At 35.2% G+C, this 13,937-nt stretch carries 13 protein-coding genes; all 13 read right to left on the minus strand.

From position 1 onward, the window contains the following. Positions 1-448 precede the first annotated feature (448 nt). The 13 genes from I8751_RS01475 to I8751_RS01535 all read right to left on the minus strand — a co-directional run bounded on the left by I8751_RS01475 (position 449) and on the right by I8751_RS01535 (position 13,936). Complete coding sequence (locus I8751_RS01475) at positions 449-613, minus strand: hypothetical protein (protein WP_318780277.1); 165 nt, start codon at positions 611-613, stop codon at positions 449-451. A gap of 21 nt (positions 614-634) precedes the next feature. Then, complete coding sequence (locus tag I8751_RS01480; protein WP_214437398.1) at positions 635-2,014, minus strand: hypothetical protein; 1,380 nt, start codon at positions 2,012-2,014, stop codon at positions 635-637. A gap of 46 nt (positions 2,015-2,060) precedes the next feature. Then, positions 2,061-3,224 carry a glycosyltransferase gene (locus I8751_RS01485; protein ID WP_214437399.1) on the minus strand — a complete coding sequence of 388 codons (1,164 nt, stop codon included), beginning with the start codon at positions 3,222-3,224 and terminating at the stop codon, positions 2,061-2,063. 19 nt (positions 3,225-3,243) lie between these two features. Continuing rightward, a complete protein-coding gene (locus I8751_RS01490; protein WP_214437400.1) occupies positions 3,244-4,500 on the minus strand; it encodes a glycosyltransferase family 4 protein in 1,257 nt (418 codons plus the stop codon). A 101-nt stretch (positions 4,501-4,601) separates the two neighbouring features. Next, entirely contained in the window at positions 4,602-5,477 is an 876-nt protein-coding gene (locus I8751_RS01495; protein WP_225893898.1) for a glycosyltransferase family 2 protein, read from the minus strand. Between the two features lie 154 nt (positions 5,478-5,631). Then, positions 5,632-6,582, minus strand: coding sequence for a glycosyltransferase family 2 protein (locus I8751_RS01500; protein ID WP_214437402.1), 951 nt, complete (start codon positions 6,580-6,582; stop codon positions 5,632-5,634). 131 nt (positions 6,583-6,713) lie between these two features. Next, positions 6,714-7,622, minus strand: coding sequence for a glycosyltransferase (locus I8751_RS01505; protein WP_214437403.1), 909 nt, complete (start codon positions 7,620-7,622; stop codon positions 6,714-6,716). A gap of 50 nt (positions 7,623-7,672) precedes the next feature. After that, positions 7,673-8,542 (minus strand): FAD-binding protein, encoded by an 870-nt coding sequence (locus tag I8751_RS01510; RefSeq protein ID WP_214437404.1) that lies wholly within the window; start codon positions 8,540-8,542, stop codon positions 7,673-7,675. A gap of 26 nt (positions 8,543-8,568) precedes the next feature. Further along, positions 8,569-9,669 (minus strand): polysaccharide pyruvyl transferase family protein, encoded by a 1,101-nt coding sequence (locus I8751_RS01515; RefSeq protein WP_214437405.1) that lies wholly within the window; start codon positions 9,667-9,669, stop codon positions 8,569-8,571. 158 nt (positions 9,670-9,827) lie between these two features. Beyond that, positions 9,828-11,309, minus strand: a complete 1,482-nt coding sequence (locus I8751_RS01520) for a lipopolysaccharide biosynthesis protein (protein WP_214437406.1) — start codon at positions 11,307-11,309, stop codon at positions 9,828-9,830. Positions 11,310-11,384: 75 nt separating this feature from the next. Then, a complete protein-coding gene (locus I8751_RS01525; RefSeq protein WP_214437407.1) occupies positions 11,385-12,119 on the minus strand; it encodes a class I SAM-dependent methyltransferase in 735 nt (244 codons plus the stop codon). Positions 12,120-12,386: 267 nt separating this feature from the next. Further along, a complete protein-coding gene (locus I8751_RS01530; protein WP_214437408.1) occupies positions 12,387-13,184 on the minus strand; it encodes a WecB/TagA/CpsF family glycosyltransferase in 798 nt (265 codons plus the stop codon). 542 nt (positions 13,185-13,726) lie between these two features. Further along, positions 13,727-13,936 carry a hypothetical protein gene (locus I8751_RS01535; RefSeq protein ID WP_214437409.1) on the minus strand — a complete coding sequence of 70 codons (210 nt, stop codon included), beginning with the start codon at positions 13,934-13,936 and terminating at the stop codon, positions 13,727-13,729. Position 13,937: the final 1 nt, after the last annotated feature.

Genomic DNA, 13,937 nt, shown 5'->3' on the forward strand with positions numbered 1-13,937 from the left:
ATTAGCTCGTATTTCGCTTTTGCCCGATTGATAAATTTTACCCACACAAAAAGCATTGGGGGCAACAAATCTCAAACGGATAGGCTTAGCAGATACCCCTTGATTATACGCAAAATGACAGAATGTTTTTTCAATATCTTCATTATAACTTGATATGATAAATTACTTTTACCGTAGTAGCAATAATGCTACTTATTACCGTAGTTATAAAGATACATAAGTCATAACTAAATTTTTCTTGTAATCACACATTTAATCAACATGATCGAGGTTGTAAACGCCAGATACTAGTAAATGCCAACTTTCTTATATAGTTCGGAGATAACAAAGCCTTGAATTTCCCAATTCAAGACCTCTTTGACCCTTTTTTGACCAGCATGACACATACATGATCTTGACTCTGGGTTTTGAACCAAACAGATCATCGCTTGAGCAAATGCAGCTAATCTTAAATGAAATCCTTTCCAATGTAATAGTCACCTTGACGGTGGCAGTTTGATGTCAAAACCCAGACATGATGATATTTGCTTACTTCCCGAACGACATTCCAGCCTACCCCTGGCTCTGAACCTTGACCAGGTTCACAGGCGTATGCAGAGATGAGAATTCTCATATTACACGCATTATTAATAGGCTAAACTGATAAATTTTCGTTTAGATTATAATTTTTTAGCCTATTTTCATGCCAGCGTAGACCAATGAACATAGCAATAGAAAGCATATAAGCTGGTTCTTCCAACTGAGTGAAAATAAAACCGAAGATTGCTACATTAAGCAATAATAACTTAGAAAAATCATCTCTACAAAGCCTACTCCACACCAAGTATCCTAAATATAGGTATGCTCCCAAACCTACAAATCCTATATCTCCCCAAATACCAGCCCATCCCCAAAAAGGAGCGAAAAAGGTACTGATAGTGCCTACAATTCCACCAAATGCAAGTGAGGAGAACCTATCCCAAACAGCTTGACTAGCAGGATGAACTGTAGCTCCCAAGGGGATTAACATGTAATCATAATCCTTAAGCATCCACCCCCCTAAACGTCCAACTGTATGACCAGGGCCTAATCCAAAAAACCAATTCAGGGGCGACTTATAGTAAGAAGGTATGATTTGCATTGAGGCTAATTTAATTTGCATAGTACGACTATCAAGATCGTACCATTCAGGATCGAGGTAAGTTTTAAAAGGGCGGAAGGCTTCTAAGTTTTCAGCACACCAAAGAATTATAGCTATGATCAGAACTATGCCCATAACAGATAAGAGTAATTTTTTAACGTCCCTAACTTTAGTCAGTGCCAAAATAGTCCATGCTAATATAAATACCACTAATACTTGTTTGGAATCGCTAATTATCACCTGCCAAAATGAGGCCATAATCACAGCTATCCGCAGCCACAATGGAGATTTGTTAGCACTCTGAAAGTAATACACTCCAAAAAACATTGAAATACTAGCTGATAAGGTGTTACCACCTCCAGATATATAGAAAACTCCCTGAACAAGATCAAAAGTACCAAGGGTAGTATTTAAAGAACTATAAAAAAGAGGTATTATAAGATAGTGTTGTAAATAAGCAAGAAAGATATTAATAAAACAAAAACGTACTATCCAAGTTTGCAGCCGCTCCAAGGTTTTGGGAGACATATTAAGACTAATTACTGCCACTAATAGCAAAAAAGATTCTGCTATTAGCAAAAAATCCATGATTACATTGATTAATCCTGCTTGATTCAAGAGGGCACTAACTAACATTACCCCTATCAGGATCACCAGCCCAAATAAAAGAGTCCATGTAGTTACTATTTGATATCTATTTTTTGTTTTGGTTGTGACTAGCACAATCCCAAAAGTTACTGGAACAGTAACAAAATGCAGAAAATTTATGTATGAAGGTAAACCTATAGTGTCAAGAAGACGAGCAAAAAAAGCGGTAGAAAATGTTATTATTATTAAGGTTGAAAGTTTAATATATCCTTCTACTTTATTACGAGAAACTATTTCTACATTCATAATTTTTTCTCTAGTTTCTAATTGTCTTAGTTAACCTGTTTAGACTCTAATAATTAGAAGCAATTTCATAAATTTCCATTAGCCTGCGGTAGTTTTCCTTATGAGTATACTTAGCCTCAAATTCAAATCTTACTTGCTGACGCATCTGAGCTAATAAAGTTGGATTTGCTAAAGCCCATTCTACTTTGGCAGCTAAATCCTCTGGATTACCAGGAGAGAAAGTAAGTCCTGTTCGACCAGCATCTACTAATTCTGCGATCGCCCCGATATTAGCAGCAATTACAGGAGTACCTTTAGCAAACGCTTCAACTGCAACCCGACCAAAAGTTTCATACCATTTGGAGGGAAATATTAAAAACATTGCCTCCCCCATCAATTGATGTACTTCTGACATTGGTCTACGGCCTAGCCACTCCACCTGAGGTAGTTTTTTTACAGACTCCATAACATCAGAGGCTAGTGGGCCATCTCCAACAATTTTTAAGGGGACTTTTCCATCTAAAAGTTGCCAAGCCGCCAGCAAAGTATCTAGTCCTTTTTCCGTAGAAAGTCTGCCCACAAACAGGGCATAACCACCAGAACCACCTCCCACACCTGGATCAGGATTTACAAAATTAGGTTTAACTACAATTTTTTCTGCTGGCAGACCACCTGCGATAAATTTTTGTCGCGCAAACTCAGTCAGAGAAATATAAACATCTACCATCTCCGTCCAAGTACGCATGGCACGGTGTGCAGTTAACATTGTTGCGACTGCAACCGTTGCTGGGCGATTTTCGCGGTAGCAGCTATGTAAGACTCCAGGATAGGGAACGAACTTCCCCATACAATCTTCACAGATTTGTCCATCACGAAAAAATAAACCATTCGGGCAGAGGAGACGGTAATTTCGCAGAGTCTGAACCACAGGTACGCCTTTTGACTTGGCTGCATAGTACACAGATGGAGAAATTAAAGGGAAAAAATTCTGGATATGGACTAAATCGCAGTTAACACGTTCAAGTTTTTGTTTAACTATGTTGTAAGACTCTTTTGACCAAACGGTTCTAAGTGCCATTGGTATAGCTCCAATAGCTGCTACTCGATCATTATGCTCTTGGTAAACATCAACTTCATGACCCATCTCCCGTAATAAGCGTTCCTCTGATTCGCGAGATTCATCCTCGCCGCCACGAATTTGATAGTTATTATGTATACTAAGTATATACATGGTTTCTGTTACCGTGCCTTTAAGCTAAAGCTTTGTCAATGTATTCATTATCTTGAACTGTTTCTTCATAAAGTTGCGCTAACAGTTCTGCTTTTTTACTCCAGTTAAAAGATTGGGCAACTAGCTTTTGTCCTGCATAACCCATACTCAACCTTAATTCTTGATCTTGAGCTAAACAAGCCATTGCCTCAGCTAGTCCACAAACTGCTTCTTCAGGTGTAGATGCCTGGATTTTGAAGCCAGTTTCTGCTGTAACCTGAACAGCTGGACCTCCTAAATCTAAACAAATTACTGGGCAACCTGCTGCCATTGCTTCTAAGCAAACCCATCCTCCAGAATCATGTAGGCTGGGGTGAACTAGAACATTGGACTTACTCAGCTTATCTAAAGTTTCAGGCCTTGATAGTCTACCCCAGAGTTTTACTTGTTTACTAACACCGAGTTCTTCTGCAAGAATTTGTAGTCGTTTTCGTTCCGGCCCGTCCCCCAAAATCCAGTATTCTGTATCATCGGGTAAATCGGCTTGGGCAAAAGCTTGGATCCCTAAATGAATACCCTTCCAATGCAACAATCTGGCCATACTAATGAACCGAATTTGACCACTATTAGGAATAGGGCATTGGGCAAGTTGTTGAATTTCTTGTTCTGATAAGCCTGATTCAGAATAAATTTGCAAATTTATTGCACTCATTTGCCACAGTCGCTTGGCAGTATCCTCAGTAGTTGCTCGGATTAGAGTACTATTTCGTAATGTAAGCCTGACAAATGGATCATATTCACCTAGTTTATGAACCGTTATTCGGATAATTTCGTATATTTTTCCCCGAAAACCGAAATCTTTCCAAAACGCTTTGGGAGCTGATTCTCCACCTCCTATAGGACCCCAAATAAAAGGAATTGGTAAGAGTGAAATAAAACTCGGCGATGAATACCTAACATAAGTAACATGATGTGAAACATCAAAACCAATTTCTTTATGCAACTTGCGAGCAAGCAAGTAAGCTTTAATCTGCCAGAGATAGTGATGAAGATGCACTGCTCCAAGACTACGTTTCCACCAGTTTGACCCAGGTAGATCAACATATACAAATTCCAGCCCCGGAATTGGATTATTGCTCAACTCTGCTTCAATATACGAGCGATTATCTTCTCTAGTAAATACCCATATTTTATGATATTTACCTAATTCACAAACCGTGTTCCAACCTACTCCAGGTTCTGATCCCATATTTGGTCTACAGGCGTAGGCAGAAACTAAAACTTTTCTACTTTTCATCTTCATTTATTGCCTCTAGATACAAGCTTTATGTATGAACAAAAGATACCTTCAGGCTTTTATATTGAAGATGTGACCAGCTTCAAAATTTTATTTGATGTTTAAACTGTTGGTCGGGGAAGCAAGTTTAATAATTGATATTTTCCCCATTGTCCCAGCCATGAAATTACTTTAATTGAAAACAGTAAAATTCCTATAACTGTACCATATCTTTCTACATGACGAAAAAATTGTGTAGGTAAACGGTAGGGAGATTTTTTACTCCAGAATAAAAGTTTGAAAGTTTCAGTAATAGTTAATTTAGGATGAAAGTAGTGTTGAAAGTTGGATGTCATACGTACACCTCCGACTAAATTGACTTTTGCATCTCCCAATAGACAAGCTTTAAAACCGGAACGAGTTGCTTTAAGCAGATACATATCATCTCCAGCGTAGTGTGGGTACTTGGTTGCGTCTGGAAAACCAATTTTGCGAAAGACGACAGCTGGCATACCGACACACCAACCAGACATCCCATCGACAGGAATAACCTCACCAGAGCTAGCAGACAAGGTTGTTCTACCGCGAAAACCATTTTTGGCAGGTATGAAGGAGCTATCCTCCGCAACGTAACAAGTAGGAGCTACGATCGTATCCGGATGGCTCTGCATATATTTAACCATTAGCGGTAGAGTACCGAGTTCAGGTAAGCAGTCATCATTAAGCCAAAAAATGTAATCTGCACCTTGCTCACAGGCATACTGCATCCCCAAGCTTATAGCTCCCGTCCACCAAAGGTCTCCATTCCCAGGTAAAACTATGGTTTTTGGATATAGAGAATAAATTGCCTCTGCTGTACCGTCGTTTGAAGCATCATCCACAATCACTACATGGTAACTTTGGAGATCCCCACATTTTTGGAGATTTTCTAAACATGCCAATGTTGTATTTTTACGATTATGGACAGGTATAATAATATACGTGTTTTTTGAAGTCAATTTCTCAATCATAGTATTAATTTGGATAAAGGCAAACTTTAAAATGTTTGAGGTGATTAATTCATAAAATTAAGAAGTAATTTAAATTTTTTACAAATAACTTATTTATGTAAAGTAAATAAACTCTAAATAATAAGAATGAATATAGTACTTGCTAATCGCCAATTAAAGAAAATAAACGTCTCTTAATTGGAGATAATTTGAGGCGTATCATACTTACAAACGGGCTATATTTTTTCATATAAGCTCCTCCATTTAGACGGTCAAATGTATAATTATCAGCTAGATAATGTCTGACTATAAACGGAGGATGCTTAAGTGTTTCACTACCAGCATCATCTGTTGGTAAATTTGCATAACTAGTATGAGTTTTTGTGTGTGTAGCCCCAGGTCCAAAGCCGATATTTGAAACAAGATTAGTGTTAGGAATTATTGATAAGCCGTTTTGAACCCAACAAGCGTAAGTCCATCGGTAAGCCCAAGAATTAACATAATCACTATAAACCTTATCAAAGGTATCTAGCCAAAAAATCTTTTCATAAGGATCATCACAGATGGAATCAAGTAAATCTAGCTTCTTGATTTCTTCCCATGTTTTCATTTCAATATCAAAATGTTTCCATGCTCTACGCCATGTAGCCCAACCCCAATAAGTATTATATTTTGAAAAATAATAACTGTAATTTGTTCTCACAACAGGCTGGACATTAGTGCCAGCAATGTGCATAATTCTGTCATCATGGCGATAATAATCAAGTAAAGTTTGACAAAAAGGGAAAAAAGATTGGGCAGGTATACAATCATCCTCCAAAATAATTGCCTCTTCTACCTCAGAAAATACCCAGTCCAATCCACTAGCAACTCTTTTTTTACATCCCAGGTTGACTTCAGAAAAGTTAGTTAAAACTTGGCAATCCCAATCGATACGATTGATAATTGCACGAGCAGCAGCACATTTTTCTGCTTCTCCTGGTTTGTTTGTGCGAGGACCATCTGCAACGACTAAAAGTTTAGAGGGCTGAGCTTGGCGAATTGCTTCAAATACTTTCTCAGTAGTATCCGGTCGATTGAATATTAATAAAGCAACGGGTGTAGATAATGACATGATAATTAATTGAATAATTACTATAGTTTTTTAGATATAAGTCATTAATATAATTTCAATCACTTTCAAAGCAATTTTTACTACTTGTAAATAAAATGTTTAACTAAAACCAAAAAACTATTAGTTTAGTACTATCCTCTTTGAGAATTACCGCCTAAATAAAGACGTAGTTTTTCTACAATCACTACGTACCTAACAAACAACATAATGAAAATAAATTGCAGTTTTTGCTGAATATTTTTTAACTCTTCAATAGTCCAAGCATGATACAAGCTTCTAAAAGGAGGCTTAAAAGTTTCTACTAAATCCCCTACGATTTCTGTTGTTGAAGGATTGTGGCTCATCATTCTGTCAAACTTTCCACCAGTAAGACGTGCAACTCTTTTACGTAGCTGGGAAAGTGAATGTCTTGCAGGATGTGCTACACGAACATCGTCTGCATAGACTTGCTTATAACCAGCTGCAAAAACTCGTTGTCCCCATTGGCGATCGCCACCAGATTTAAGAGTACCATCAAAGTAACCGACATCATCAAAGATATGTCTAAACGTGAAAATGTTTGCTGTCATACCATAGTGAAGATTCTGTAATTTTTCTTGTTGCGGGAAATTCAGATAAATACTTTCAAATATTTCTACAGATGTTGGTCTATCTGGATTTTGGAAAAAGAGATCTATTTTTCCAGCTACTAATCCACAGTTAGGAATATTAAGTAAACTGTTCACACCTTTTTCAATCCAATCAGAAGCAGGAATACAATCTGAGTCAGTGAAAGCTAAAATTTCGCCTTTTGCAAGTGAAATTCCTTTATTCCGAGCCGTATATGAACCAGGACAACCTTCGTAACAAAATTTAGTTTGTGCAAAACAAACACTTACACTTTTAATATCTTCTTCGGATGCATTATCAACAACAATAACTTCATAAAGGTGCTTAGGATAAGTTTGGTTCTCTAAAGCGTTCAAACATAATTTTAGTTTTTTGGAATCATTAAACACCGGAACTATTACGGTTATAAATTTGTTTGGCTGATTATTCATTACGTTTAACATTCACTAGCAAAATACTAAATTTACTTGCTTGATAGTAGTCAATCAATTGTAATTAATTCGACAGCAATTTTTTGGAAACTTATAAGATGTAAAATTTTAGCTAAGTTAATCAGAAAAATTATAAAATATGGGCTTTGTGACTTATTGAGTATCCAATTACTTGTTTTTGTAGAAAACATAGCTTTACCAATTGAAACTCCTTTGAGACTTTCAAGGATTTTAGAATTAGCAAATTTAAATACAGTTCCGCAATTTGGTGCTGTATTATCTTGATGTTCTTTAGCCCAAGTTTGTCTTGTAGTTAAGGGATTTTCATCGAAGTTTATTTTTTCAAACTTAAAAACTGCACTCAATATCAATTTTGAGTGCTTGCCAGTAAATATTGTTTGTCGATAACTTCGTAAAATTTGATTATTTTGAAGTGTTTTTATATATCCATCTTCAAAGTAAGTTATCTTTTCAATAAAGTCATATATCGTACATTCATATTGTTTACCTCGACCAGCATTCATTGCTAATGCACCACCAATAGTTGCTGGTACAGATGCAAGATAATAAAAAGAATTTAAAGAGTTTTGGTAACAATACTTTAATACCTCTACAATTAAAACTGAAGAAGACACTTCTAATCTCGTAGTAGATAGAGGGTTGATATACTTAGGTAATTTATTTTTCAGTATCAATGATTTTATATTCTTTCTTACGAACAATGTGTTGGAGCCATTTCCAAGAATATAAATACTGGATTTATTTTCTTTAGCCCAACTACAGTAGTACTGTAGATCATCTACATTGTTAATCTCTGCTACTTGCTTAAAGTTATGTAAAGTTCTAAAATGTGAAAATTTATTAGATGTTAAAGAGTAAACTTTAGGACTATTAGATGTAGATACTAGAGAATTAGACATGATGATCCTTTATAACTATTACTTTTTTATTTAAAACTATCGGCTTTTTGCTCCTGCATGATCGCTTCTAATAAGTATTTTTTTGATTCCCTAATTTTCGATTCTAAAATTTTAAAGACTGAATCATAATCAATATCAAATATTTGTTCGCTCACTAGTTGTGGTTTTAAATCAGCCAAAAAAATACGATTTTCTAATCCTAAGTCCTCAAGCAAATCATTGATTTTATTTATTTTGTTACCAGCAATAAATACATTGAACGGCTTTTTAAATATAATTGAAAAGATAGTTCCATGATAAGTATTAGTTACAATGTAGGATGCTTGACTATATAATCCAATCCATTCTTTTAAACTTGCAGTTTCCACGTTTATTTGTGCTAGTTTATTGTATTTACCAACCGCAACTATATTTAAGTTTCGGACTCTTACAACTGATTTAATAAAATCTATTTCCGATTGCTTTAATGGAGCTTGGTTATAAATTAGAAGATAGTTATCTTTTAATTGTGGAGCTTGGTTAATCGTATCGTACTGAATTAAAAAAGTAGGATCAAGAACTTTTTTTGCCTCTCTATTACACTGATTTTTAATGATTTGTAAACTATTCGAATCACGCACTAAAATAGTTTGAAATTGTTCTATTAATTTGCATACTTTATCTCTATTACTACCTAAAGTCTTAGTATGCCCAAAACTAGCTGCATAACTAACTTTACGAGTAGTTTTATTACTAGCAAAATCCAAGAAAAATGCAGAATTAAATCCTCTAAAAGAATCAAGACACCAGATTTGATCGCTGCCACATATAATCACATCATATTTGGTAGAAACTTGCTGTAATGCTTTTTTCAAATAAAACTTTTTCGTACTTAATTTTATATGAGAAAGTAAAAATTTTCTCATTTTCCAACTTCTTAAAATGTTTGTGAATACCTTTAAGTTAATACGAAAATTTTCAGTTATTGGGCTAAAACCCTTAGTATAATAGCGTATTGCTTTATAAGGACGATAATCTATTATTTCAACCTCATAACCTTGATCTCTGAGAAAGCTCCATAGAGCATAAGCTTGAAGTGTTGCTCCATAATTATCTATGTGGTGAAAAGTCATAATTCCGATTTTCATATTTACTTCCTTTGAATCAATTATGGATTTTAATCACTTTAATACAAATACATGTCTGTTTTATATTTCATTTCAATGCTACTTTAATGATAGTTAAGTTAGAAAAGTTAATCAGGTAATATTAAGACTTAAAATTTAGATAAAAACATTTAATAATTTTATGATTTTTCTGCTACTTTTAATTTCACGCTTTTAGCTAAATCAACAATTTCTGCTAACAAACTGGGTGATATTAACGAAATAGCCAAAACATAAGTCAAAATACCAAGCAAAACTAAAATTGCTGTTAGCAATCGTATGTCGATTAATTGTATTGCTAAATATTTTATTGATAACATTGTTGCAACCATTATTACAGAAGCTATTAAAGGAACTACATACAAATTTAGATATTTAATTATATTAATATTAACTAGTTTATTAATAGCTAGTAAAGAAATAGGTGAAAGCAAGTAGCTACGAATTACATAAAAAGATGCAACAGCTACAATACCCCATTGGACTACTAAAGCAAAACCTATGACATTAGTAACTGTATTTATCACATGTATCCCTAGCCTCCAAGAAGGCTTGCCTAATGCCGTGAGTACAGAACTGTTATAGAAAATAATTAGGTGAATAGGACCTATCAACGATAGAATTTGCATTACTGGAACGCTTTGATTCCATTGATCACCGAATAAAATTTTTACTAATTCGGGTGCCAAGACTGGTACAATAATAAACATAGGAAAAGCAATGAGTCCAGCAAACTGAGTTGCTTTATAAAAAGCTTTTATTAATCGTTCTGGCTCTGCCTGCAATCTAGAAAATATTGGTATAGTAACCTTGGTTGTGGTGCTGATTAAAACTTCTGTCATTACTAACAATATCCGGTAAGCAACAGAGTAATAACCCAACGCAATTGGTCCAAGAAAGTAACCAATCAATAAGTCATCTGATCGTCGATTAAAAAAATTGAGTATATTGAATCCAGACACATGAATTCCAAAAGAAAAAAGTTCTTTGGCATGTATAGTTGAAAATCTTAATCCTGGTCGCCAATTACTAACTCGCCACAAAACTAAAACTTGAACAAAACTATTGGATAGTTGTTGACCCACTATACTCCAAACGCCAAAGTTTAGAAAAGCCATAACTACACCAACTGTGCCTCCAACTAATACTGCTATTAATGAACGTATAGCTAAACTTTTGAAAGCAAACTGACGCTGAAGAATTGCTTGCTGTACACTGTTCAAACCACTGAAGATGAAGCCTATTGATAAGCAGCGAATAATGGGTACTAATTGTGGTTGATGAAATAAATCAGCAGCTAATCCAGCACAAGCTACACTGGATACAGTTAAGATTAAACTAATTCCTAAGGTTATCCAGAATGCGGTATCTAAGTGTTCTGCGTCTAGTTTTTGACGTTGGACAATTGCTGTCGAAAACCCTTGATCTAAAAAAACCTGCAAAAAAGCTAAAAATACGCTAGACAGCGCAACCAAGCCAAAAGCTTCAGGTCCTAATAAACGAGCAAGTATAAAGAAAACACCTAAGGAAATGACTTGACGACCCCAGCTGTCAAGTGCAGACCAAATTAAACCTTTAACAGTCTTTTGTTGTAAGCTTGATGGTTTTTTCGGTGATTCCATGTTTAAGAAATAATGTTTAATACTTACTCAAAAGAGAGTTACTCTAACCTAAAATTAGGTTATGAATACCATGATCTATGATTTAGTACACAAGAAAATATCTTCATTTTCCCTAAGCCTCATCTTTTCTATTTCCTCTTTACTGACAATGTCTTTTACTTCAATACGTTTTACATTAAATCCAGTATCAATTAGACGTTGCTCATAATCTTGACCGTAAACTCTAACGTGATCCGGTTGACCAAATGCTTTTGTTCGTTCTTTAGGATCTGTAATTGATGGATCTTCATATGTAGTTGGCGCATTTTTATTGAGTGGAACTTGTAATACAGCCCAGCCTTGATCTTTTAAGACTCTATGAAACTCACTCATTGCTTTTCTATCATCTAAAACATGCTCAAGAACATGGCTACAATAAATTACATCAAAACTTTTATCTGGATATTGGATATTGGTTATATCCATCTTCACCATAGCTGAAGGTTTAAAAAGATCGGCAGTCAAATAGTCTATATTCTGCATTTGATTTAAACGACGCTGGAAACAATATTCTGGTGCTATGTGAAGCATTACTTTTTTATTTGAGTCAAAAAGATTAGTAAATTTTTCAAAAAACGTCCAAATTAGCCGATGTCGCTCTAAAGTTCGGCAAACTGGACACATTATATCCGGTCTATGATTAACGCCTGCTGTCTTAAAAACTCGCACATTACTCTGACAAACTGGGCAAAAACGCGCATTTCCATAAAACCAAACTTGTAACAAGGGTTTTACAAGTTCGTAGATAAAAAATTTAGTGTTTGGATTCATACTTGCTCACCCAAATTGGCAAAGTGCAGAATTGTTAATTTGTTTGATAAATAAATTGAAAGCACTCATAACTAAAGATCAAAGCATCAAACTGTACAAATCTGCAATATCAAGTGTTGAAAATTTAAGACCTACTAGTGGAGTCTTTCTCTCTTAAAATTGTTTCCATCAATCAAAGAAATGCAAGTTAGTATTTTTGGATATGAGGATATAAAAAACAAAAATTTCTATCCCATCTCACCGCAAATTACTATTATGTAAAGTATTTCAGTCCCCAGTACCGTTAAGGAAGACCCCCGCAAGGCGACTGGATGATAAAAGTTGTTTAGTTGCCAACCATATAAACGGTGGAATCGTTGTAGCATAACGATGCCAGAGGCGGCGCGGTTCTTGAATCCACCGATAAAGCCACTCCATTCCTAAGTCTCTAATTACTTGTGGGGCACGCTTTTTAATACCGGCGTAAACGGGGAAAACTCCGCCCAATCCAATCATGACTGCATGAATTTTACCCTTATGCTGAGCCATCCAATTTTCTTGTTTTGGACACCCTAAAGATACTAGTACAATGCCAGCACCACTGGAGTTAATTTTATTAATCAAAGCTTCGTCTTCAATTTCAGTTAGAGGACGAAATGGCAAAGGTTCCATTGCTGCTATTTTCAGCTGGGGAAATTCCTGCTCTAATCTTTTTCGCATTCTAGAAAGAATTTCTGTTTGTGAACCAACACAGAAAATACTTAAATCTTGTGCTTGGGCTTGCTGGCATAAGGCCAGGAAAATATCCATTCCTGCTACACGATCTTGATAACGCGCTCCCATTCGTCGCATCATCCAAACCAGAGGCATCCCATCAGGAGTTACTATATCTGCGCTTTGTAATACGCTACCAAAATCTGGATTCCAGTGAGCTTCCATGAGCATGTGTACATTAGCTACACATACAGTTTTGCTTGCACGTGCGATCGCCCACTTCATTATTGCTTGTATCTGATCCTCAAAACGTAAGGCAGTAATAGGAAAATCAAGCACCTTTTGAGCAGGCAGAAACACTCCTCCTACCATAAATCACCCCTCATATCAAAGACAAAAATCCACGGATTATCTAGGGAATTTTCAACACTTAAAAAATCAAGCAGTATGAATCCTGATTTTTTTAAGTACGTTTAGCGCTTTGAAATTTGAACACACATAGATAGACAATATCATTACTCTAAGTAATTTTTTTTATTTTCCTGAAGTCACTTAGGATTATCTATAACCGTATATTATTTTACTGGTTGGGCTAACTGTTTTTACACTCTTAATGACAAAGTTTATATTTACTTCATAATTTATTTAGGTTTTATTTATACAAACATTACAACTTCGTGAAGTATCTTTACGAGATAATTCCTTCTACAGCCACATAATCCTGAATTACAACGAAATTTAAAATAATTAATTGATTGATTGAATTTCTATATGAAGAAATGAATAATTAAAAATTTTGTTTGATTTGAAATATATGTTTTCAGAGGCATAAAAATAACATTTTCTTATAAATATGAAAATGTTATTTAAATAACTTTTAATTTTACTGCTATGTGTATATTTGGTTGTCCTTATCAATGTAACGCCCAAAAAGAAAGGGGAAGAATAACAATCTTCCCCTTGTCTATTACTTCACTTGTGCTGTTCTCTGCTTTATTGCTTTCTTTTAGTCTCTGTCGCAACATTTGCCTTTGTTTTTTGAGTTGTCTTTTTCTTGCCGAACCACCTTTGCCTTTATCATTTCTCCCTTCTCGGCGGGGAGATTCCCATCTTTTTAGCTGCATA

Origin of the sequence: Atlanticothrix silvestris CENA357 (genome assembly GCF_016056295.1) — a bacterium.
In the GTDB taxonomy this organism is placed as follows: Bacteria; Cyanobacteriota; Cyanobacteriia; order Cyanobacteriales; family Nostocaceae; genus Atlanticothrix; species Atlanticothrix silvestris.